This window comes from Methylobacterium terrae, assembly GCF_003173755.1.
Taxonomy (GTDB): Bacteria; Pseudomonadota; Alphaproteobacteria; order Rhizobiales; family Beijerinckiaceae; genus Methylobacterium; species Methylobacterium terrae.
This window is the reverse complement of sequence record NZ_CP029553.1, coordinates 4477339-4500198: the sequence shown is the minus strand read 5'-3', so window position 1 is coordinate 4500198 and position 22860 is coordinate 4477339. Positions and strand designations below refer to the sequence as shown.

At 72.7% G+C, this 22860-nt stretch carries 17 protein-coding genes and 2 tRNA genes; 7 read left to right on the top strand and 12 right to left on the bottom strand.

Annotated features, from left to right (window positions below):
• Nucleotides 1–15: 15 nt before the first annotated feature.
• The 4 genes from DK419_RS20885 to DK419_RS20865 form a co-directional block, all read right to left on the bottom strand.
• Nucleotides 16–1056 carry a Gfo/Idh/MocA family protein gene (locus DK419_RS20885; RefSeq protein WP_109960792.1) on the bottom strand — a complete coding sequence of 347 codons (1041 nt, stop codon included), beginning with the start codon at nucleotides 1054–1056 and terminating at the stop codon, nucleotides 16–18.
• A 583-nt stretch (nucleotides 1057–1639) separates the two neighbouring features.
• A complete protein-coding gene (locus tag DK419_RS20875) occupies nucleotides 1640–2812 on the bottom strand; it encodes a class I SAM-dependent methyltransferase (RefSeq protein WP_109960791.1) in 1173 nt (390 codons plus the stop codon).
• Between the two features lie 91 nt (nucleotides 2813–2903).
• On the bottom strand, nucleotides 2904–3830 hold the full coding sequence (locus DK419_RS20870; RefSeq protein WP_109960790.1) for an HD domain-containing protein: 927 nt from the start codon (nucleotides 3828–3830) through the stop codon (nucleotides 2904–2906).
• Nucleotides 3831–3832: 2 nt separating this feature from the next.
• The gene (locus DK419_RS20865; RefSeq protein WP_048433958.1) at nucleotides 3833–5023 is read right to left on the bottom strand and encodes an inositol-3-phosphate synthase; all 1191 of its coding nucleotides are present in this window, start codon (nucleotides 5021–5023) and stop codon (nucleotides 3833–3835) included.
• Between the two features lie 365 nt (nucleotides 5024–5388).
• On the opposite strand from DK419_RS20865, the gene DK419_RS29220 reads away from it, so the two are divergent.
• A complete protein-coding gene (locus DK419_RS29220) occupies nucleotides 5389–6711 on the top strand; it encodes a transglycosylase SLT domain-containing protein (RefSeq protein WP_245442586.1) in 1323 nt (440 codons plus the stop codon).
• A gap of 420 nt (nucleotides 6712–7131) precedes the next feature.
• Here DK419_RS29220 and DK419_RS20855 read toward each other — a convergent pair whose 3' ends face one another.
• A complete protein-coding gene (locus DK419_RS20855) occupies nucleotides 7132–8574 on the bottom strand; it encodes a mannose-1-phosphate guanylyltransferase/mannose-6-phosphate isomerase (RefSeq protein ID WP_109960789.1) in 1443 nt (480 codons plus the stop codon).
• A 650-nt stretch (nucleotides 8575–9224) separates the two neighbouring features.
• Nucleotides 9225–9776: a cytochrome b gene (locus tag DK419_RS20850; protein ID WP_109960788.1), complete on the bottom strand. Its 552-nt coding sequence runs from the start codon at nucleotides 9774–9776 to the stop codon at nucleotides 9225–9227.
• A 310-nt stretch (nucleotides 9777–10086) separates the two neighbouring features.
• On the opposite strand from DK419_RS20850, the gene ribA reads away from it, so the two are divergent.
• Nucleotides 10087–11127, top strand: coding sequence for a GTP cyclohydrolase II RibA (gene ribA, locus DK419_RS20845; protein WP_245442584.1), 1041 nt, complete (start codon nucleotides 10087–10089; stop codon nucleotides 11125–11127).
• 126 nt (nucleotides 11128–11253) lie between these two features.
• Nucleotides 11254–11751 (top strand): bacterioferritin, encoded by a 498-nt coding sequence (gene bfr, locus DK419_RS20840; RefSeq protein WP_109960787.1) that lies wholly within the window; start codon nucleotides 11254–11256, stop codon nucleotides 11749–11751.
• Between the two features lie 131 nt (nucleotides 11752–11882).
• On the opposite strand, the gene DK419_RS20835 is transcribed toward bfr, so the two are convergent.
• A complete protein-coding gene (locus DK419_RS20835; protein WP_109960786.1) occupies nucleotides 11883–12128 on the bottom strand; it encodes a (2Fe-2S)-binding protein in 246 nt (81 codons plus the stop codon).
• Nucleotides 12129–12430: 302 nt separating this feature from the next.
• On the opposite strand from DK419_RS20835, the gene DK419_RS20830 reads away from it, so the two are divergent.
• Both DK419_RS20830 and DK419_RS20825 read left to right on the top strand, forming a co-directional pair.
• On the top strand, nucleotides 12431–14941 hold the full coding sequence (locus tag DK419_RS20830; RefSeq protein ID WP_245442583.1) for a PAS domain S-box protein: 2511 nt from the start codon (nucleotides 12431–12433) through the stop codon (nucleotides 14939–14941).
• Between the two features lie 132 nt (nucleotides 14942–15073).
• Nucleotides 15074–16798, top strand: a complete 1725-nt coding sequence (locus DK419_RS20825; protein ID WP_109960785.1) for a sensor histidine kinase — start codon at nucleotides 15074–15076, stop codon at nucleotides 16796–16798.
• A 7-nt stretch (nucleotides 16799–16805) separates the two neighbouring features.
• Here DK419_RS20825 and DK419_RS20820 read toward each other — a convergent pair whose 3' ends face one another.
• The 3 genes from DK419_RS20820 to DK419_RS28785 form a co-directional block, all read right to left on the bottom strand.
• Nucleotides 16806–17231 carry a hypothetical protein gene (locus DK419_RS20820; RefSeq protein WP_109960784.1) on the bottom strand — a complete coding sequence of 142 codons (426 nt, stop codon included), beginning with the start codon at nucleotides 17229–17231 and terminating at the stop codon, nucleotides 16806–16808.
• 129 nt (nucleotides 17232–17360) lie between these two features.
• A complete protein-coding gene (locus DK419_RS20815; protein ID WP_109960783.1) occupies nucleotides 17361–17594 on the bottom strand; it encodes a hypothetical protein in 234 nt (77 codons plus the stop codon).
• 437 nt (nucleotides 17595–18031) lie between these two features.
• Nucleotides 18032–18190 (bottom strand): hypothetical protein, encoded by a 159-nt coding sequence (locus tag DK419_RS28785; protein WP_162561333.1) that lies wholly within the window; start codon nucleotides 18188–18190, stop codon nucleotides 18032–18034.
• Between the two features lie 254 nt (nucleotides 18191–18444).
• Here DK419_RS28785 and DK419_RS20810 point away from each other — a divergent pair, with 254 nt between their 5' ends.
• Nucleotides 18445–21291 carry a bifunctional diguanylate cyclase/phosphodiesterase gene (locus tag DK419_RS20810; protein WP_109960782.1) on the top strand — a complete coding sequence of 949 codons (2847 nt, stop codon included), beginning with the start codon at nucleotides 18445–18447 and terminating at the stop codon, nucleotides 21289–21291.
• 97 nt (nucleotides 21292–21388) lie between these two features.
• Here the strand turns inward: DK419_RS20810 and DK419_RS20805 are convergent.
• Both DK419_RS20805 and DK419_RS20800 read right to left on the bottom strand, forming a co-directional pair.
• A tRNA-Thr gene (locus DK419_RS20805) sits at nucleotides 21389–21463 on the bottom strand.
• 85 nt (nucleotides 21464–21548) lie between these two features.
• A tRNA-Thr gene (locus DK419_RS20800) sits at nucleotides 21549–21623 on the bottom strand.
• A 232-nt stretch (nucleotides 21624–21855) separates the two neighbouring features.
• Between DK419_RS20800 and DK419_RS20795 the strand changes: the two genes are divergently transcribed.
• Nucleotides 21856–22845, top strand: a complete 990-nt coding sequence (locus tag DK419_RS20795; protein WP_109960781.1) for an ABC transporter ATP-binding protein — start codon at nucleotides 21856–21858, stop codon at nucleotides 22843–22845.
• The last annotated feature ends 15 nt before the right edge of the window (nucleotides 22846–22860 follow it).

The following is a 22860-nucleotide window of genomic DNA, read 5'->3' as shown; positions in this document are numbered from 1 at the left end:
GCTCCTCCGCGGGCCTCAGGCGGCCGGCGCGACGGGGGATGGGGCGGGGCGATGCGAGGGAGAGGCGGCGTAGGCGCGGGCGAGGAGCCGCATGGTGTGCAGGTCGCGCTCGGCCGACCAGGCCTCGCGCCCCGCCGGATCGCGAAGGGAGCGCCCGAAGGCCCGCACCTGCTCCAGGAACGGCGAGGCCTCTCCGTCGAAGGGAAGCGGCACGGTCTCGCCCGTGGCACCGTCCGTGACGGTGACGCTCCCGCCCGCCTCCTGGCCCATGGTGTTCAGGGCGACGAGCAGGCCTCGGGTGCCGGCGATCTCCAGGCGGCGCCGCGGCAGCGCGTCGGGGCAGTTATAGGCGACGTGCAGGCTCGCCAGCACGCCCGACCCGGTCCGGCCGATCACGAGCGCGCCATCGTCGACCGCGTAATCCTGCGCCCTCGCCTGGGTCAGCGCCGTGACGTCGAGGATCGGCTCGTCGAGGAGGAAGTCGGTCAGGTCGAGGCCGTGGGGGGCGAGGTCCATCAGCGCCCCGCCGCCGGCCTGGGCCTGGTCGATGCGCCAGTTCGCTTGCCCGGGAATCGCCGTCCAGCCCCGGTCGAGCCAGCAGGCATAGACGATCCGGACCGCCGTCACGGTGCCGACCCGGCCGGCGCGGATCTCGTCGCGGAGCAGCCGGTGGGCGGGATGGTGGCGCTGGTCGAAGGCGGTGCCGTAGAGCACCCCGGTGCGGGCGACCGACGCCGCCATCGCCTCGGCGTCGGAAAGCGCGGCCGCCATCGGCTTCTCGCACAGGATCGCCTTGCCGGCCCCGGCCAGGGCCTCGACGGCGCCGCGATGGAGATGGTTGGGCGTCGCGACGTAGACCGCCTCGACCTCCGGCTCGGCGATGAGCCCGGCGAGGTCGGCGTGGCCCCGCGCGCCGAGGCGGGACGCCGCCTCCCGCGCCTCCGCCCCGGGATCGCAGATCGCGACGAGGCGGTGGCCGGCGGCCCGGATCGCCGGCGCCATGAAGTCCCGGGCGACCCAGCCGAACCCGACGATGCCCCAGCCGATGGCGGTCATGCGCTCACCCCTGCCGGTCCGACCGCGACGACGCATCGATGGAGGGCGTGGGCTTTTCCCGTCCCCCCTCTGCAGCAGGGCTGTCCGGGGAAAGATCGAGGCACTTGTTTCCCCTCTCCCCGCGGGCGGGGAGAGGACTTCATCGACCTTGTCGTCGATGAAGTGAGCGGAGGCGTAGCCGGAGCGAGGGTGAGGGGGTGGTGCCGGGGGAGCCTCGTCCGGAGATACCCCCTCACCCTCGCCCTGCGGGCTCCCTTCACCCCCGACAAGGGGGGTGAAGGCCTCTCCCCGCCCGCGGGGAGAGGGGATGTCCCGCGCTCGATCTTTTCCCGAACAGCCCTGCCTCTGCGGGGGAGGATGCCCTGTGAAGCAGGGCGGGAGAGGGGCAGCGCGACGATGCCGGGTATGGCGCCCGTCATGAAGCGCGCGACTTCTCCGGAAGCGGCGTCCCCTCTCCCGGCCCCCTCTGGGGGCCACCCTCCCCCGCAGAGGGGGGAGGGGAAAAGCTCGCGCCCTCCTTCTCCACCCGACGGCTCTATCTCGAGGAGAAAGCGCGGGCCTTGAAGACTCGTCGATTCCCCCATCACCACCGCTCCGGCAGATCGACGAACTCGCGGATCCGAGCGCGGTCGATGGTCTCTGGGCTGGCTTCCAGGGTCTCGGGGCCCTCGGAGTGCAGCGGGTAGGTGGCGCGGGGCGCGTACTCGTCGCGGTAGCGCTCGGACGGCCAGGCGATCGTATAGCCCCCGGCGGGATCGGGCCCGTAGAGCGGGTTGAGCCGCAGATGCGCCCCCTCCCGCGGCAGGGTCAGGCCGTCGACGAGGGGCCGGGGCGCCGGGCGCATGCCGGGGCCGCAGACCACCGAGAACGCCTCGACGTGGTCGAGGGCGGCAGGCTCGGCCGGCACCGGCGCGCGGGCCTCGACGAGGGCCCGGGTCAGCTCGTCGTCGTCGTAAACGAGCCCGTCGGGAAACAGCTCCTCGATCTCGGCGGAGGAGACCGCGTGCCCGGCCGAGAAGCCGGGCCGGGCGCTGTTGTGGACGTGGCTCAGGGCCAGCCAGCCCTCCTCGCCGGCGGTCCTGCGCAGGGCATCGAGGATGCGGGCCTTCTCCGGCAGGAAGTAGAACGCGTCGTGGCACATCACGAGGTCGACCGGCGCCTGGTCGATCGGCCAGTGCGGCGAGGCGGCGTCGAAGCAGACGAGGAACGGCCGCTGCCCGGCGACCCAGTGGCGGGCGACCCAGAGCTTGGCGAAGACCACGTCGCCGCCCGACACCCGCACGCCCCGCCCCTGCAACTCGCGCAGGTAATGGCCGATGCCGCAGGCGAGCTCGAAGGCGCAGGTCGGCTTGTTCCAGTGCGCCTCCAGGAGGGCGAGGCCCGCGAGATAGGTCGGGTCGGTCCAGCGGTTGACGAAGTAGTCGCCGACCCGGCCCCAGCCGAGGCGGGCGCAGGCCTCCCGCAGGTTGACGTACTTCATCTCGCGCACGAGCTCGCGCAGGGTCGCGGGATCGGCCTTCGGGCCGGTCCACCAATCGTCCTGGTCGGCGAGCAGCAATTCGAGGGCGTGGCCCGGCGCGCCCTTGTCGAGATGGCCCAGAACCTCCGCCCTCAGGCCGTCGCGCCCGACCCGCAGGTAGGGGATGCCGTCGACCACCGGCCAGCGCGGGCCGCGCTTGCCCTCGCGCAGGGAGTGGGGCGTGTCGTGGTGCAGCGCCTCGCCGGTCACCGGCGAGAGGAGCCCGAACGGGATCACGGATGCGTTTCCTCGCGGCGCCCACCCTGCGGCGGGCTCTGACGTGAGATAGAGCGCGGGCGCGGACGCCCAAGGACGTCCGCCGCCCTCGTCACGGCAGCCGCATGTCGGCAAGCACCCGGTCGTGAAAGCCCTTCACCGGGCCGTCATGCACCAGCGCCATCTCGCCCAGCACCGTGTCCATGGTGAGGGAGGCCGCCCGCAGGTGCTGGGCGATCTGCAGCACCCGGTCGATCACGTCGGCGGCGTGGAAGGCCCGGCCCTCCGCCGTGCGGTCGTCCGCCAGGATCCTTCGCGATGAGGCGACCACGTCCCGCAGCGGCGCGTCCAGCTCGGAGAGCGCCCGATCGCTCAAGGTCGCGATGACCGCATCGAGATGGTCGCCGAGCAGGATCTCGCCGGTGAAGCCGGCATCCGGCATCAGGGCGTTGTGGAGGTGATGGGCGAGGGCGGCGACGAACACCGTGGTCGGGTCGGCGCCGTAGAACGGGCTCAAGGCGACGCCGTAGACCGCCACCATCAGGCAGTGCTCGGCGTGGTTCTCCGGCGGCTCGAGCAGGATGCGCGGCTTGCCCGGGCAGGTGACGCCGGCCCGCGGCTGGTCGGCCTGGAGCACGGCGAAATGCGGCAGGGGGCCGGGCGTCCAGTCCCGCGGCGCGGCGAGGCAGGCGCGCAGGCGCTCCGCCAGGGCCGGATCGAGCGGACCCGCCACCTCGTCGAAGCCCCGTACCAGCACGGCGGAGGCCTGGGTCGGCGACAGCCCGGCGAGGCTCAGGAAGGCCGCGTCGAGGTCGCCGAGGCGGGAGGCCGCGAGCGCCTTGGCGGTGATGTCGAGGGCAAGCGCCGCCGGGTCGGCGCCGCCGGTCAGCGCCGACCAGGCCTGGAGGAAGAGCCGCTCGGCGATCGAGCCGCGGCGCCCGGCGGACCGGACGCGCTTGATGTCGTTGAGCTCGACCAGGAGGTCGCGCTGGGCGAGCGGGGCGTGAGCCCCGCCCGCCGCAAGCTGGCTGTCGGCCATCCCTAGTGGACGCCGAGCCAGTCGAGCAGCATGCGCTCCTGCGCGCCGAAGGCGTGCTCGGGGCCGTGGCCGTTCTTGACCATCGGCGCCTTGAAGAACAGCGACAGCTGCTCCTGCACGCCGCCGTCGCCGCGCTTCTTGGCGAGATCCAGGACGCGGGCGATCTCGATCACCAGGGGCGCCGCCAGGATCGAGTCCTTGCAGAGGAAGTTGATCTTGATCTGCATCCGCTGGCCGAGGAAGCCGGTGACGTCGATGTTGTCCCAGGCCTCCTTGTCGTCGCCGCGCGGGCGATAATAGTGGATGTGGACCAGGTGATCCTCGACCGGATAGCCGAGGATCGAATCCAGCACCGTGCCCTTGGTGTTGAGCTTGGACTGGAGCGAGTCCTTGTCGTTCAGCGCCAGGCCGTCGCGGTTGCCGAGGATGTTGGTCGAGAACCAGCCGTCGACGTGGAGCGCGCGCGACTTGAGCGCCGGAGCCAGCACCGTCTTCATCATCGTCTGGCCGGTCTTGCCGTCCTTGCCGGCGACCGGGACGTTCATCTGCTTGGCGAGATCGACCAGCGCCGGCACGTCGGCGGCGACCGACGGGGTGAAGTTGGCGTAGGGAATGCCGTTCTTGATCGCCGCGTAGGCGTAGAGCATCGCCGGGCTGATCGCCTCGTCGCTCGAATCGAGGCCGCGCTCGAAGGCGGCGGCGGAGTTCAGCGTCGGGTCGTCGAGGTCGGGCCAGCGCTCGGTCGAGGCGAGGTTGACCACCACCACGTCGTCGACGCCCGATTCCTCGCGGAAGCGCTTGAGGTCGCCCGCGATGCAGTCGACCGCCTCGCGGTGGTCCTTGGCGACGATGCGGTTGCCGCCGTCGATGTTCTTGCAGAACTTGGCGCTGCCGACCGCCGGCCACGGCTTCATGCCGTTGAGCACCTGGGCACCGTTCTCGATGTCCTGCCTGGTGAGGACGCCATGCCCGGCCGCCGCGGCGCCGAGGTCGTCGCCGTTGAGATCCCAGCCGCCGAAGACCAGATCCTTGTACCCGACCATCCCGGCCACCGCGTGGCCCGCAAGGGGCAGACCGTCGAGACGATTCGAACCGGACTTGATCATCTCGATGCCGGCGATGGCGGTGGTGGCGACAGCCCCACCCATCCCGACGAAAGCGACGCCGACGCGCCGACCGGGCTGCATGCTCATCGGTAGGGATTGTCCTTTTCCAGACCCGCGGACCCCGAAAGGGGCGCCGGAGCAATCGTTCGCTCGCTCCGCGTGGCGACTGGAAATGCCCGGGGGAGTATTTGGTTCCGACGCGCCCGCGATTTTTTCGCGCGCTGCCGGTCGCTTCAGAAGGCCTAACGCCCGTCCGCCCGGGACGGTGCCGCAAAATCGCCTCCGGGCCTGCCCCGGCCCCGTCCCATTCTGGACACACCGGGCGGCCAGAGGTGCCGGAGAGCGAAGCAGCGGCGCGGGGCCGTCAGGACCGGACCCGCCCGAAGGACAAAAGGTTGGAGATGGGGGTTTACCCGGAGCCGGCGCCTCGCGCCGACGACGCTGGCCGACTCGTGCCCGAGGCGGGCACCGACGCCATCCGCTGGCTCACCGCCCGCGAAGGCCACCATTCGAGAGCACGCGGCACGACCGTTTCCCTGGCTGCCTCGCTGACCCGCAAGGCCGCGGCCGCGCTCGCGGTCGGCGTCGCCTTCGCGGCCTGCCTGCCGCAGGACGCCCTCGCCCCCGCGGCGGAAGCCCACGACCGGATCGACTTCTCCGCCCCCCGTCCGCCCGCGACCTCCCGCGGCGCGATGCCGGACTGGCCGGGCCCCGCCCTCGTCGAGGAAACTCCGAGCACCGCGACGCTGATCCGGGACGACCTCGAACGCCTGCGCCGGGAGATGCGGGATCCGGAGGTGCGGGAGACGGGGGTGCGGGAGACGGTCTTGGGGCACGCAGCGCCGGATGCGACGACCCCGGGCGACGACGCGGCCGGCGCGGGAATCACGCCGCCTCAGGAAGCCTTCGCGGTCCAGGAGGTTCCCCCGGCGCAAGGGGCCGCCCTCTCCCAGGAGGCCGCCTTTTCTCAGGAGGCTTCCCTGTCCCGGGACATCCTCGGGACCCCGGAGATCTCCCTCCCCGAGACGATCGCCCTGCCGGAGGAGACCGAGGACGGCCGGGTGATCTTCGGCGACAAGAAGGTGCCGCGGGCGCTGGTCGAGACCATCGTGCGGGCCGCCCGCGAGACCGAGGTCGACCCCGTCTACCTGATGGCGCTCGCCGACAAGGAATCGAGCTTCCAGCCGAGCGTGCGCGCCGGGACCTCGAGCGCCGAAGGGCTGTTCCAGTTCCTGACCGGCACCTGGCTCGAACTCGTGCGCAGCTTCGGCGCCAAGCACGGGTTCTCGGCCGAGGCCGACCTGGTCGAGAAGCGGGGCGGCACCCTGGTGGTGCTGAAGGAGGCCGACCGGCGCCGGGTTCTGGCCCTGCGCCGCGATCCCTACGCGGCCAGCCTGATGGCGGGCGAGATGATGAAGCGCGACCGCTCGCGGGTGGAGCAGCGCCTCGGGCGCGACCTGACGACGACGGAGTGCTACTTCGCCCACTTCCTCGGCGCGGCGAGCGCCGGCAAGTTCATGGAGCTGACGGCCGAGAAGCCGCACCAGCCGGCCCAGGCCTCGTTCCGGGCCGCCGCGAAGGCCAATCGCAGCCTGTTCTTCCGCCGCGAAGGCCGGAAGGTGCGCAGCCTGACGGTCGCCGAGGTCTATGATCGCCTCGACGGGATGATCGACCAGCGCCTCGACCTGTATCAACCGGTCGCGGCGATCGCGGAGCGGATCGATAATCGCCGGCCGAGCGATCCGCCGCCCGCGGCCCTGAGCCAGCTCCCCTGAAGACCGGCTTCCCGCGCCTCGGCTTGAGCGAAGCGGCCACGGGAACGGCGCGCGGGAAGGACTGCCCGCGCACCGGGTCACCGCGATAACGGCGGACCCACCCGGCCGGTTCCGCCTCGTTCAGGATTTTTTTACCGGTCGTCGGAGCCGTCGGGCTCCCGCGCCGGCGACCGGACGGAGGGGTGGGCGACGCCCGGCGGGCCATGCCGGATCGCGTCGCACGGGGCGGCGGTGCAACTCGTCGTCCGTGAGACCCGGGCGAGGTCGCGGGGAACGCCGCCTTCGGATCCGGGCCTGCACCACATCCCGGGAGGTGTCCGGGTCGAACGATACCTCGCGGACCGCACGGGCGCCTCTCGCCCGCCGCCGCCCGCTCAGGGGACCGACGGCGCGGCGGGAGGCCCCGCGCGGCGCACGGGATCAGCGGCCGTAGACGTCCTCGATGCGGATGATGTCGTCCTCGCCGGTATAGCTTCCGACCTGCACCTCGATCAGTTCGAGCGGGATCTTTCCCGGATTGGCGAGACGATGCACGCAACCGATCGGCAGGTAGGCCGCCTCGTTCTCGTGGACCAGCCGCACGATCCCGTCCACCGTCACCTCGGCGGTACCGCGCACCACCACCCAGTGCTCGGCCCGGTGATGATGTTTCTGCAGCGACAGGCGCCCGCCGGGCTTCACGGTGATCCGCTTCACCTGGAAGCGCCCGCCGATGTCGATGCGCTGGTAGGAGCCCCACGGCCGGTACATCAGCCGGTGTGCGTCCGCCTCCGGCTCGCCGCGCCCACGCAGGGTCTCGACCAGGCCCTTCACCCCGGCCCCGGCGCTGCGGCTCGTCACCAGCACCGCGTCGTCCGTCGCCACCACCACCACGTCGTCGAGGCCGACCACGGTGGTCAGGATCTCGCCGGAGGAGTGGACCAGGCTGTTGCGCGTATCCCGTACCGCGACGCGGCCGCGCAGGGCGTTGCCGTCGCCATCCCGGCCCGACACCTCCCACAGCGCCCCCCAGGTGCCGATGTCCGACCACGGGAAGGCCACCGGCAGCACGCCGGCCCGCTCGGTCCGCTCCATGACGGCGAAATCGATCGAGATCTGCGGCGCCTGCGCGAACGCCGCCTCGCCGAGGCGCACGAAGTCGAGGTCGCGGGTGGCCGTCTCGACGGCGCCGCGGGCCGCCGCGAGCACGGCCGGGGCATGGGCCTCGAGCTCCTCCAGCATCACGTCGGCGCGGAACAGGAAGTAGCCGCCGTTCCAGAGGGCGCCCTCCGCGATCAGGTCGGCGGCGCGGCCGGCATCCGGCTTCTCGAGGAAGCGGGCGACGGTCTGGGCACCCGCCTCGCCGGCCCGGCCCGGCATCGGGCCGCCGGGCTGGATGTAGCCGTAGGCGGTCGAGGGATGGGTCGGCGTGATGCCGAGGGTCATGATGGCTCCGGCCTCGGCCCCCGCGCGGGCGGCGCGGGCGGCGCGGGCGAAGGCCGCGTCGTCCCCGACGGCGTGGTCGGCGGGCAGGATCAGCACCAGGGCTTCCGGATCGCGCGAGGCGGCGTGGAGCGCCGCGACGGCGACGGCCGGAGCGGAGTCGCGCCGGCACGGCTCGAGCAGGATGTCGGCCTTGATTCCGGCCTGCGCGAGCTGCTCGGCGACGAGGAAGCGGGCATCGTTGGCGGTGATGACGGCCGGCCGCTCGAAGATCGCGGCATCGCCGAGACGCGCGGCGGTGGCCTGGAACGAGGAGCGATCCGGCTCGGCGAGGGGGATGAACTGCTTGGGGAAGCTCTCGCGGGAGGCCGGCCACAACCGCGTCCCGGACCCGCCGCACAGGATGATCGGATGGATCAGGCTACCGGTTTCGTGCGACATGATTTCGCCTTCCGTTGACGGCTTCCGTCAGCGCAGCAGCCGCGAACAGAAGTCGTGTGATGCTCTATAGATCGAGGGACCTGATGTCCCTCACCAAAGTTCTCGTCTTCGTCGGCGGCCGCCGCGTTGCGAGACATGCGTGACCAACCTTCCGGGCACCTCACGCAACATCCGTCGTCGGATCCGGATCAGCGCTCCCCGGGTTCCGGCCGGAACGCAGCACGGGAGACCGGCCATCGTCCCGCTCGCGGCAGGTCCGTCGTCGCCCGGTTGCGTCACGCGATCAGCCGTCCCGTTCTACCCGGACCGGCCTGTCGTGCTGTGAACGCCTCAAGAGCCGCCGTCGCGTCCTGTCGGTTCATCGCGACGAATGTGACTGCGCCGCCTTCTCCACATCGCCATTGATGCGTTTTATTGTTCTGTTCATCGTCGTGCTGCTCGACAAACCATGCCGTGCTTACCATGCGGCGAACAACCGATTCACAGACCGTCCTAGTCAGAGCTGTGATTGGCCTTCCTTATCGCAGCGCTCCAGTCATTGAAAGGCGACGATTGCGAAATGAGGCAAAGGGCCGGCGCCTCGACCAGGCATGCCCGCTCGCGACCGGCCGCCGGCGCGTCGATGCGGGGCAACCGTCCGATCGGTCCGCTCAGCCCCCTCCCGGCCACATCCGCCGCAGCGTCCCGTCCCGCCGCACCAGGTGGTGATGCAGGGCCGCGCCCGCGTGCAGCACCACGAGCGCGACCAGCGTGAAGGCCGCGACCTGGTGCACCCGGAGGATCGCCTCGCCGACCGGCATGCCGCCGGAGACCGGCAGGGTGAGGGGCAGCGTGAAGTAGAGCATCACCGGCGCGCAGCAGGCCGAGGTGCCGGCCCAGCCGAGCAGCGGCACCACGACGATCAGGACGTAGAGCGCGAGATGCGAGGCGTGCGCCGCCCGGCGCTGCCAGGCCGGCAGGCCGGCGACGAGGGGCGGGGCGCCGCGGGCGGCGCGCACCAGGAGGCGGGCCAGCGCCAGCGCCAGCACGGTGAGCCCGAACGACTTGTGCCACTCGTAGAGCGCGTTCTTCAGCGGCCCGTCGGGCAGGTTGGCCATGGCGAGCGCGATCGGCACCAGGGCGAAGACCAGGATCGCGACGATCCAGTGCAGCGCCTTCTGGGACGGCGCGTAGCGGCCCGGTCTCTCGCCGTTCGGCGTCATGCGACGTCACTCCCGGGGTGTATGGACGCCCTGGACAATCGCGAAAGGTTGATGGAGGGATCCGCGGCGAAGCGGGGCAGAAGGCACCACATGCCGTCCGGCGCCGAACCGTGGCCTTGTTCCCTCACCGGTTCTTCCTCACGGTTCCAGCTCTTCCTCACGATTCCCGGCCCGCCGCGATCGCGTCGGGCCGTCTCTCTCAGGGTCGATGATGTCGGTCACGATGCAGAGCCATCTCAGTCTAGACCCGGCCGCGGGCCGCGAACAGGTCCGGGATCAGGTCCGGGATCAGGTCGGTGTCGAGCGGGCGTTGGCGGAGATCCGCGCCGGCCGGCCCGTGGCCCTGCGCGGGACCGACCCGGTGCTGGCCCTGTCGGCCGAGGCGCTCGACGAGGCCACGAACGCCGCCCTGGCGGCGCTCGCCGGGACCGGCGCCCGCCTCGTCCTGCCGGCGCCGCGCCTGCGCCGCCTCGGCCTCGCCGACCGGAAGGATGCCGGCGCGGTCGCCCTGCCGGCGATCGACCCGGCCCGGATCGAGGCCCTGGCGCTGCGCCTCGATGCGCGGATCGACGCCCCCGTGGCGCCGGCCTCGGCCGGCGACGAGGCCGCGCTCGCGCTCGCGGCGCTCGCCCAGGTGCTGCCGGCTGTCGTGGTGGTGCCGGGCGAGGCGGCCCCTCCCGGGACCCTGAGCGTCGCCGCGGAGGCGGTCGCGCGCTACCCGGCCCGGCAGGCCGCCGCCCTGCGGCCCGTCAGCCGGGCGCCGGTGCCGCTCGCGGGCGCCCCGGACAGCGAGTTCGTGGTCTTCCGCGGCGGCGAGGGTCTTCGCGATCAGGTCGCCGTCGTGATCGGCCGGCCGGACCTTACCGGGCCGGTGGCGGTGCGGCTGCACTCGGCCTGCCTCACCGGCGACCTGTTCGGCTCGCTCAAGTGCGATTGCGGCGACCAGCTGCGCGGCACCGCCGGCTGGATGGCCCAGCACGGCGGCGGCATCGTGCTCTACCTCGACCAGGAGGGCCGCGGGAACGGGCTCGCCAACAAGATCCGCGCCTACGACCTCCAGGCCCGCGGGCTCGACACCTACGAGGCCGACGAGGCCCTCGGCTTCGGCCTCGACCAGCGCCGGTTCGACTTTGCGGCGGCGATGCTGAAGGCGCTCGGCGTCGCCTCCGTCAGGCTCCTGAGCAACAACCCCGAGAAGGCCGCGAGCCTCGAGGCCGCCGGCATCGCCGTGGTCGAGACCCAGCGGGCGCTCGGCCGGGTCACGCCGGAGAACCTGCGCTACCTCACCGCCAAGCGCGACCGGGCCGGCCACGCCCTCGACCTCGACGCCTTCGCGTGCATCGACGTGTGATCGCAGGATCCTCCCCTGTCAGCGCCTGCCTCCTGTGGCCCTGCGGCACGTTCGCTGCTAGCTAGGGCCCCGGTTGGGCCGGCACCCGCCCGGCTCCGATGGACGATCGACACGGGAGATCGAGCGATGAAGGGTGACGCCAAGGTCGTCGAGTACCTCAACCGCGGCCTGCGCAGCGAGCTGACCGCGGTGAGCCAGTACTGGCTCCACTTCCGGATGCTGAACGACTGGGGCTACATCGACCTCGCCAAGTTCTGGCGCAAGGAGTCGATCGAGGAGATGAACCACGCCGATCGCTTCGTCGATCGGATCCTGTTCCTCGAGGGCTTCCCGAACCTGCAGGAGCTCGACCCGCTGCGGATCGGTCAGAACGTCCAGGAAATCATCGAGTGCGACCTCGCCGCCGAGGTCGAGGCCCGCAGCCTCTACCTCGAGGCCGCGAAGTACTGCGACTCGATCAACGATCGCGTCTCGAAGCAGCTGTTCGAGGATCTGGCCGCCGACGAGGAGGGTCACATCGACTTCCTGGAGACCCAGATCGAGCTGATCCGCCAGGTCGGCCTGCCGCTCTACGCCCAGCGCCACATCGGCGGCCTGGAGAAGATCGAGCCCGAGGTCGAGTAGCACCTCGCCGTCCGCGCATCGTCCGACGAGGTGGACACCGGTTCGTCGGCGACGATGCGGCGCCATCGAAGGCCGGGACCGGCGCTCGATCGCAGCGTGATCGGCGCTGCTCTCGCCGGGGCGGGGCCGCCTCAGGCGGCCTCCTCCTCCAAGTGCTTCAGCGTGCAGGCCGCGCCGCAGGTGGTGGTGCAGGCCGAGTGCGCCTCGGCCAAGGCCCGGTCGAGGATGCCGCGGATCGTGCGGGCGCAGCGGCCGCATTTCGGGCTGCAGCCGAGGCAGGCATAGACCTGGGCCGGCGTGCGCGGGCAGCCGGGACCGGGATGGAGGCAGCCGCGCACCTGGCCGTCGGAGAGCACGTTGCAGGAACAGACGATCATGCTGGGATGAGGCACCTGACCGGGGGAGCGCCCGGGGATCGCTCCCGCTGACCGCTCTCAGATTAGAACTCTTGAAAACTACAACATAATCAACAGGTTACTGCCACGAGGCGGTTCGCGCAACCGGCCCGGGCCGGTCATCGCGCCGCAGGGCGCCTCGCGTGCGAGCGAATGGTGCCCCAAAGGGAAGCCCGGAAGGCAACCCGAAGGCGTCTCGCCGGTTGCCTGCGGGATGTCGTCCGTCTATCGGCTGCCGTTCCGCAGGGTCCGGCGGAAGTCCGGGCGCGCCGCAACGATCAGTCATGAGCACCCACGACGAGAGCGGACAGATGGAAGCGGCGGGACGGGACGCCATCATGCCCCCGGCCGGTATCCCGGAGCCGGACCTTCACGGCATCGCCTTCCTCGCCCGGGTCCTCTGCGGCACCGCCTTCGCCCTGGTCCACCGGCCGGACGCGCCCCTGCGCGGACCGGCTCCGCCCGACCTCTCCGCGAGCGACGCGGCGGCGCTCGCGGCGCTCGTCGCGGACGTGCGCGAGACGCCCGTCGTCGTGCCGGACCTGGCGCGGCATCCGCGCACCGCCGAGCTGTCCGCGGTACACGGCAGGGCGGCGTTGCGCTTCTACGCCGGCATCCCGCTTCCCGGCTCGGGCGGCCGCCGCCTCGGGACCCTGCTCGTGCTCGATGCCGCGCCGCGGCGGGGCGGGCTGACGGGAGAGCAGGCCGCGGGCCTCGTCACCCTGGCGAACCAGGGTATCCGGGAACGGGACATCCTCCACCACCTCTCCGGGATGAAGACCGAGCGCGACGACCTGCGCAGCATCACTGAGGCCGCTCCCGCCCTGATCGCCGCCCTCGACCGCGACGAGATCTGCCGCTTCGCCAACGGCAATTTTTCGCGATGGTTCGGCCTGGATCCGGACGAGACCGTCGGGCGCTCCCTGCGGGCGATCGTCGGCGAGGCGTTCTACGACGCGCGCCGGCCGCTGCTCGCCCGGGCGTTCGCGGGCGAGACGGTCTCGTTCGAATCCCCCCATCCCAAGGCCGACGGGCGCCACGCCCTGGTGCGCTACGAGCCCCATCGCGGGGCCGACCGGGCGGTCGCCGACCTGTACCTTCTCGGCGTCGACATCACCGCCGAGAAGGACGCGCGGGCGGCCCTCGCCGACAGCGCCCTGAAGTTCCGGGCCATCGCCGAATCGATGCCCCAGATGGTGTGGTCGACCCTGCCGGACGGCTACCACGACTACTACAACACCCGCTGGTACGAGTTCACCGGCATGCCGGAGGGCTCGACCGACGGCGAGGGCTGGAACGCGATCTTCCATCCGGGCGAGCAGGAGGAGGCCTGGCGGCGCTGGCGGCGCTCGCTTTCCACCGGCGAGCCCTACGAGATCGAGTATCGCCTGCGCCGGCACGACGGGGTCTACCGCTGGGTGCTCGGCCGGGCGGTGCCGATCCACGATCCGGAGAGCGGCGCGATCGAGCGCTGGTTCGGCACCTGCACCGACATCGACGACCAGGTCCGCGCCCGCGAGACCCTGGCCCGCGGCCGCGAGGAGCTGGAGGCGCAGGTGGCCGAGCGCACCGCGGCCCTCGCCGAGGCCAATGCGCGCCTCAAGGCCGAGATCGAGGAGCGCGCCCGGATCGAGGAGGCCCTGCACCAGGCGCAGAAGATGGAGGCGGTGGGCCAGCTGACGGGGGGCATCGCCCACGACTTCAACAACCTGCTCACCGGCATCGTCGGCTCCCTCGACCTGATGCAGACCCGCATCAACGAGGGCCGGACGCAGAACCTCACCCGATACGCCGGCCTCGCCATGGCCTCGGCCCAGCGCGCCGCGGCGCTGACCCACCGGCTGCTGGCCTTCGCGCGGCGCCAGCCGCTCGAGGCCCGGGCGACCGACGTCAACCGGCTGGTGAGCTCGATGGACGAGTTGCTGCGTCGGACGCTGGGCGAGCGGGTGCGGCTCGAGGTGGTGGTGGCCGGCGGCCTGTGGCTGACGCTCTGCGACCCCAACCAGCTCGAGAACGCGATCCTCAACCTCGCGATCAACGCCCGGGACGCGATGCCCGACGGCGGGCGGCTCACCATCGAGACCGCCAACGCCCATCTCGACGACGCCTACGTGGCGAGCGAGATCGGCGTGCGGGCGGGCCAGTACGTCTGCGTCTGCGTCAGCGACACCGGTGCCGGCATGTCCCCGGAGGTGATCCAGCGCGCCTTCGACCCGTTCTTCACCACCAAGCCCATCGGCCAGGGCACCGGCCTCGGCCTGTCGATGATCTACGGCTTCGCCAAGCAGTCCGACGGGCACGTGCGGATCTACTCGGAGGTGGCCGAGGGCACGGCGGTGAAGCTCTACCTGCCCCGTCACAGCGGCCGGGCCGTGGACGAGCCGGTGCGGGCGACCGGGATGCCGGTGCCGCGGGCCGAGCACGGCGAGACGGTCCTGGTGGTGGAGGACGACGCCACCGTCCGGGCGCTGATCGGCGAGACCCTGACCGACCTCGGCTACCGGGTGATCGAGGCGCCCGACGGGCCGGCCGGCCTGCGCATCCTCGAGGCGCCGGGGCGGATCGACCTCGTCGTCACCGATGTCGGCCTGCCGGGCCTCAACGGTCGCCGGATGATCGACGAGGCGCTGGCGGCCCGGCCGGACCTCCGGGTCCTGTTCATCACCGGCTACGCCGAGAACGCCGCCTTCGGCAACGGCCACCTCGCGCCCGGCATGCGGATGATCACGAAGCCCTTCGCCATCGACGCCTTCGCCGCCAAGGTCCGGGCGATGATCGAGCCGGGGCCCTCCTGAGGCGCCGGGGCCTCCTTGAGGGACTCGGGCCTGCGAAACGGCGAAGCTTTCCCGCCGCGGTTGCTTTAGGGTAGGATTGCCCCGCGCGGGGAGGATGCCCGTCCTCCCCTGCCCCGAGACCCGGATCGTCCCTTGCCCCAGCCGCCGCTCCGCGTCTTCCTGGCCCTCGGTCTCGGGGCCGCGGGCCTGGTGGCGACCCTGGTGCTCGCCCTGGTGGCGTCCCGGGTGGCGAGCCAGCGGCTCGAGGCGCGGATCGAGAGCGAGCTCGCCGACGTCGCCGGCATCCTGGCGGGCCGGCTCGACCGCGGCCTGTTCGAGCGCTGGCGCGACATGGTGATCCTGGCCGAGAACGACACCATCCGGGACCCGGCCGCCTCCGTCGCGCGCAAGCGCCGGGTGCTGCGGCGGGCCCAGGAGACCTATCCGGACTACGCCATCATCGGGCTCGTCGGCGCCGACGGCCGGATCGAGGCGACGAGCACCGGTGCCCTCGAGGGGATCAGCGTCGGGCACCGGGAGTACTTCACGCAAGGCCGGGACGGCCCGTTCGTCGGCGACGTGCACGACGCCCTGCTGCTCGCCACCCTGAAGCCGCGCCGCGAGGCGGACGAGCCGCAGCGGGTGCTCGACATCGCCGCCCCGGTGCGCGGCGACGACGGCCGCCTCCTCGGCGTGGTCTCGGGCCACCTCGACTGGACCTGGGCCCGGGCGGCGGAGGCCTCCCTGCGCGAGACCTCGGGCGCGATGCGCGACGTCAGCGCCCTGATGCTCGCCCGGGACGGCACGGTGCTGCTCGGTCCCGCGCCTCTGAACCGCAAGACCCTGCCGGCGGACCTGCCGAGCGTCGCCGCGGCGCGGGAGGGCCGGTCCGGCACCGCGGCGGAGACCTGGCCCGACGGGCGGCGCTACCTCACCGGCTACCGGCAGGCCCGGGGCTACCGCGACTTCCCGGGCCTCGGCTGGACCGTGCTGGTGCGCCAGGACGCCGACACCGCCTTCGCGTCGGTGACGGACCTGCGCCGGCAGATCCTGCTCTGGGGCCTCGTCGTCGCGACGGTGGCGGCGGGCATCGGCTGGTTCGCCGCCGGCCTGCTCGCGCGGCCCCTGCGCCGCCTCGCGGTCGCCGCCGCGGCGCTCGGCCGGGGCGAGCCGGTCGCGGTCCCGGCCTCCGCCGTGCGCGAGGCGCAGGCGATCAGCCACGCCCTGCGGGTCGCCTCGTCCGCCCTGCAGAGTCAGGAGGAGGAGCGCCGGGCGGCCGATGCGCGCCAGGAGCTGCTGATCCACGAATTGAACCACCGGGTGAAGAACACGCTCGCCACCGTGCAGTCGATGGCCCGCCAGACCGCCCGCAGCGCCGCCTCCCTCGACGACTTCACCGGCAGCTTCGAGGCCCGGCTGCTGGCGATGTCCCAGACCCACAACGTGCTCACCGCCAACCACTGGGAGGGGGCGGGCCTGCGCGGCATCCTCTCGGCCGAGCTCGAGCCCTATGCCGGCGGGCGGGCCGACCGCATCCGCCTCGAGGGACCGCCGGTCTCCCTCACCCCGGCGGTGGCGCTCCCCCTCGGGATGGCGATCCACGAACTCGCCACCAACGCGGCGAAGTACGGCGCGCTCTCGGCCGAGGCGGGGCAGGTGGCGGTGGACTGGGCCGTGCGCACCGGGACGCTCTCCCTGCGCTGGCGCGAGAGCGGCGGTCCGCCGGTGGCGCCGCCGGTCCGCACCGGCTTCGGCACCCGGCTGATCCGCGCCAGCCTCGAGCGCGAGCTCGCCGGCGAGGTCCGGCTCGACTACGCGGAGGGCGGCCTCGCCTGCCTCATCGCGGTGCCGCTCGCCGCCCGGATTGCGGCGGCCTGACCGCCGCTCACCGTCCGTAGGGGTAGCAGCGGCCGCGCTCGAGCGGGATGCCGAGATGGGCGGCCAGCACCCGGATCGCCTCGGCATGCTCGACGTAAGGGTCGCGGTTGCCGACCCCGACGACGATCGGGCAACCGGCGCCCGCGGGCACCATCGCGGTGGCGAGCCCGTTGCCCTCCGGGTCGCGCAGGGTGAAGAAGCGCGGCATCGTCCGGCGCAGGTGCGCCTTGAGGCCGATCTGCTGCTCGATGAAGGGCCCGGCCGGCGGCACGTAGGACGCCTCGGCCCGGCCCTGCGCCTGGCGGAAATGCTTCTCGACGGCGTGTCCCATCAGGGCCGATTCCCGGACCGCCTCCGCCTCGGTCTCGATCCGGAACCAGGTCTTTCCACCGGGCGAGCCCGCCGCCGCCGGAACGTCGCAGACGTAGTCCATCGTTCACCTCGACGGCCTGTCCGGGCCGTGGCCCACATCCCAGTGTAAGCCCGAACAGGCCGGTTTTGAAGCGCCGGTGCGGCTCTAAGTCCTTGTGACAACGGGTGTCCGACGAGAGTCCGGGGGCTTTCAGGCGTCCCCCAGCGCCTCCCGGCCCTGCGCCGTGATGCGCCAGGCGGCCGACGCGCCCCCGGGACCCGGCCCGGTCTCCTCGCCCAGGAACAGCAGGTGGCCGTCATTCTCCAGGGCGCAGAGCCGGCTGTGGTCGCCCGGCCAGGCCCGGTCCGGCTCGCGCCGGACGCTGATGCGGCCCTCCTCGGCGAGGGCGGCACGGCTCAGGAGGCGGCGGCGGTGATCGATCATCGCGTCGGGTCCTCTCGGGTTGCGGCCGCGCGCACGGATCCCCGCGGGAGACCGACGGGTCACCCGGCGACGCGGCCGGCGGGACGCGGGTCGCCCGCGTCCGGATGGGACAGGATCGCCCGCACCCGCGAGAGACGCGGCGCGCGGGACGCAGTGGCGCCGCCGGAGGGCGGCGCGGGGCGCGGCCGGGCACACGCTCGGACCGGCAAGGCCAAGCTTAGCAGCTGAGCCCGAGGAATCAATCCGGATGGTTTCGAGACCGTATCCAGCCCTCGACCGGCATGGGATCCGCGATCGAGGTCAAGCATTCGCGCTGCATCGCAGGCGCATCACCCCGTCGCGGCAAGACGACGACCGGCCGCTGATCGTGGAGCGACTGTGCCGGCAGCGGGACCATCGATCGGGGGGCGGGATCCGCGGCGGCGGCCCGGCGAGGATCAGCCGCCACCCGTGAGCAGCAGGCCGGCCGCTCTCCAGCCGCCGAGGAGGTCGGCCCCCGCGCAGGCGAGACCTAGGCCCAGCAGGGCGATGACGAAGGCGACGTGGCCAGCCGCCTCGAGCGGGCGCCAGCCGGTGCGACGAAGCTGTGAGTACATGAGCCGGCTCACTGCGCCGCAATGGTTAACAATTCGTTACCACGCGCCCGGGAGGCCGGCCCCGCCCCTGCCGCCCTCCCATCCAGTCACGGTACAATCGCCGCACAGATTTCGCGCGTCCATCGCGCCGCTGCCAGGCATGCGCCTGCGCGCGGATCGAGTCGGGACGGTGAAATCCTGCGCCTGCGACAGTAACCTTTGTTAAGTCTCACAGGGCATGCTGGCCGTATTGCGGCGCGTCACAGCAGGACACCATGTACCGTGCGTTCGTCTGCCTGACGGCCGAGCATACCGCCTGGGCTCTGCCCCTGGCGATGCTGGTCTGCTGGCTTTCCTGCCACACCGCGCTGCGCCTGCTGGAGCAGGCCCGCGCCGAGAGCGGCGGGCGCTCGGCCGGCTGGCTCGTCGGCGCGGCCTTCTCGGCCGGCGCCGGGATCTGGAGCACGCATTTCATCGCCATGCTGGGTTACGATCCGGGCCTCGGCGTGAGCTACGACCCGGCGATCACCCTCGCCTCCCTCGCCGTCGGCGTGATCAGCGCGCTCGCGGCCCTGACCCTGCTGCGCGGCGCCCGCGGCACGGGCGGCGGCGTCGCGGCCGGCCTGCTCCTCGGCCTCGGCATCGCCGTCATGCACGCCACCGGCATGCAGGGCGTGCGCGTCCCGGGCACCTTCGCCTGGGATCCGGTGCTGGCCGCCGCGGCGGTCGCGACCGGCTGCGCCCTCGCCTGCGGCTCCCTCCTCGCGCTCTCGCGGGCGGAGACGGGCCGCGGACTCATCCTGTCCGCGACCCTGCTGTCGGTGGGGATCGCGGCTTTGCACGTCCTCGCCATGGCGGCGGTCCGGGTCGTCCCGGACCCGCGCGCGGACCTCGCCGCCGACAGCCTGCCCCGCGCCGCGCTCGCCGCCGGCATCGCCGCGGTCACGCTCGCGGTTCTGGCCTGCTCGGCCCTGGCGCTCGTCGCGGACCGCCTGCGCCGGATGAACCGCGTGCTGAGCGAGCAGAGAACCGCGCTGATCGCCGGCGAGGAGCGCATGCGCGCGCTCACGGACGCGCTGCCGCAGATGGTCTGGGTCGCCCCCGACGACGGCCACGCCGTCTACGCGAACCGGCGCTTCCAGGCGTTCTTCGGCGCGGGCAGCTCCTCCCGGACGCAGCGGATCGACGCCCACCACCCGGACGAGCGCGCGCCGAACGCGGCGGCGTGGCGGCAGGCGCAGGAGGAACGGCGCACCTTCGAGGCGGAGACGCGCTGGCGGGACCCGTCCGGCGCGTATCGCTGGCACAGGATCGTCATCGTGCCGGTCCCGCACGCCGACGGGACCGTCGAGTGGATCGGCACGGCGCACGACATCGACGACATCGTGCGCGCGCGCGAGGCGCTGCGGGTGAGCGGGGAGCGCCTCGCGCTCGCGCTCGACGCGGGCAGCGACGGGCTGTGGGATTGCGACCTCGCCACCGGCGAGGCGTGGACCTCGGACCGCCTGTGGCACCTGCTCGGCTACGCGCCGGGCGAGCTGCCCGCCCACGCCCGGACCTGGCGGGCGCTGATCCACCCCGACGACCGCGAGCGGGCCGTCGCGACGCTCGTCGCGCACCTCGCGGGCGCCACGCCGATGTTCGAGTGCGAGCACCGGCTGCGGCGCAAGGACGGCGCGTGGGGCTGGTTCCTCACCCGCGCGAAGGTCGTCGGGCGCGACGCGGAGGGGCGGGCGACCCGGTTCGTCGGAACCCACATCGACATCAGCGTGCGCAAGGAGGCGGAGGGCCGGATCGCCCACATGGCGGCCCACGACGCGCTCACCGATTTGCCGAACCGCACCCTGTTCCGCGAGCGGCTGCGGCGGCGGCTCCACGAGGTCGTGCGCGACGGCGGGTCCTGCGCGATCCTCTGCCTCGACCTCGACCGCTTCAAGGAGGTCAATGACGGGCTGGGCCACCTCGCGGGCGACGCCCTGCTGCAGGCGGTCGCCCGGCGCCTGTCGGCGGAGCTGCCTGCCGGGGACACGGCGGCCCGGCTGGGCGGCGACGAGTTCGCGGTCCTCGTCGTCTCGGTCGCGCATCCGGACGAGGCGCGCGCGCGGGCGCAGACGCTCCTGCGGGCGGTCGGCCGGCCGGTCCGGATCGGCGACCAGTCGGTCGAGGTCGGCGCGAGCATCGGCATCGCCGTCGCCCCCGCGGACGGGGCCGACGAGGAGACGCTGCTGCGGCGCGCCGACCTCGCGCTCTACAAGGCGAAGGCGGAGGGGCGGAACACGGTGCGCGCCTTCGAGCCCGCGATGGACGCGGCGCTCGCGGAGCGGCGCCGGCTGGAAGCCGACCTGCGCCGGGCGCTCGCCGGCGACGAGCTGGTCCTCCACTACCAGCCGCAGGTGCGGCCCGCCTGCGGCCGGCTCGTCGGGTTCGAGGCGCTGGTGCGCTGGCGGCATCCGTCGCGCGGCCTCGTGCCGCCGAACGCGTTCATCCCGCTCGCCGAGGAGACCGGCCTGATCCTCCCCCTCGGCGAGTTCGTGCTGCGCGAGGCCTGCCGCGAGGCGGCGCGGTGGACGCTCCCGCTCAAGGTCGCCGTCAACCTGTCGCCGCGCCAGTTCCAGCAGGCCGACCTGCCCGAGCGCGTGCTGGCGATCCTGACCGAGACCGACCTGTCGCCGGACCGGCTCGAGATCGAGATCACCGAGACCGTCATCATCAACGACATGGCCCGCGCGCTCAGCGTGCTGCGGCGCCTCAAGGCGCTCGGGATCCGGATCGCCATGGACGATTTCGGCACCGGCTACTCGTCGCTGGCGACCCTGCAGGCCTTCCCGTTCGACAAGATCAAGATCGACCGCTCCTTCGTCAGCCAGCTCGGGGAGCGCCCCTCCGCCGCCGAGATCGTGCGCGCCGTGCTGGGCCTCGGCCGCTCCCTGCGGATCGGGGTGGTGGCCGAGGGCGTCGAGACCGACGGGCAGCGGCGCTTCCTCGCCGACGAGGGGTGCGAGGAGATGCAGGGCTACCTGTTCGGCAAACCCCAGCCGGCCGAGCGGCTCGCCGCGATGATGGACGGGGAGAGGCCGGCGACCGGCGCGGTGACGGAGGGCCTCAGGGCGGCGGCCTCCTGACGGCCCGGCGCCCGCCGGCCGCCCCGCGCGGTCGGCCGGGCCGGGGCGTGTCGGCGCGTGGTCGGGCTCATCGATCCGGAGAATTCAGCAAGACGGATGGTGCCGCTGGGGAGGATTGAACTCCCGACCTCGTCATTACCAATGACGCGCTCTACCACTGAGCTACAACGGCGCGCCGGTGCCGCGCTGCCCTCCCGACCGGAATAGGACAGCCTTCAGACACACCGAGCGAAAACTTTAGTTCTCACGGTGAGAAATGGTGCCGCTGGGGAGGATTGAACTCCCGACCTCGTCATTACCAATGACGCGCTCTACCACTGAGCTACAACGGCCCGTCGGCCCAACCTCGCCCGTCCGCGGCCTGGTGGCCGGGCGGTTCGTGTTGCGCCGAAGACGAGCGGGGGATAGCGGATCGCCCGGCGCATTGCAACAGGCTCGCGGGCGGGAATCGCGCCCCTCGCCGGACGCGCCGCGCCGGCCGGGTCCGGGGTGGCCGGGCCGCCCTGGCCCACGCCTTGCTTGGGCTTCTCCCGACGGCAGCACGAAGCGGGGGGAGCTTTCTCGTTGGACATCGAACTCGCCAGCCTGACGAAGCGCTACGGCGACACCGTCGCGGTCGACGGCATCAACCTGAAGATCCGCTCCGGCTCGTATTGCTGCCTGCTCGGGCCGTCGGGCTGCGGCAAGACCACGACGCTCAGGATGATCGCCGGGCACGAGACGGTGTCGTCGGGCGACGTGGTGATCGGCCCGAAGGCCGTCGGCGACCTGCCCCCGGCCCAGCGCGGCACCGCGATGATGTTCCAGAGCTACGCGCTGTTCCCCCACCTCACCTGCCGCGACAACGTCGCCTTCGGGCTCAAGATGCGGGGCGTGCCGAAGGCCGAGCGGGTGAAGCGCGCCGAGGCGATGCTGGCGCTCGTCCAGATGGACCACCTCGCCGGGCGCCTGCCGGCCCAGCTCTCGGGCGGCCAGCAGCAGCGCGTCGCGCTCGCCCGCGCCCTCGTCACCGGGCCGAAGGTGCTGCTCCTCGACGAGCCGCTCTCGGCCCTCGACCCGTTCCTGCGGGTGCGGATGCGCACCGAGCTCAAGCGCCTGCAGGGCGAGCTCGGCATCACCTTCGTGCACGTCACCCACAGCCAGGAGGAGGCGATGGCCCTCTCCGACCTCGTCGTGGTGATGAATGGCGGCCGCATCGAGCAGGCGGCCGATCCCCGCACGGTGTTCGAGCGGCCGGCCACCGCCTTCGTCGCGCGCTTCATCGGCGGCCACAACGTCATCGCGCTGCCCGACCGGCGCGTCGCCGTGCGGGCGGACCGGATGCGGCTCGGCCCCGCCGCCGGCCCCGAGGCACAGGACGCCCGGGTGGTCGCGGTCGAGTACCAGGGCAGCACGGTCCACGTGAGCCTCGAGGCGCCGGATCTGTCCGCGGAGGCCGGCGCGCCCCTCACGGCGATCCTGAGCGACCACGCCTTCGCCGACCACCCGCTCGCCCTCGGAGACACGGTGCGGGTGGGCTGGCCGGCCGGCGAGGCCCATCGCCTCGACGCCTGAGGCACGACGAAACGG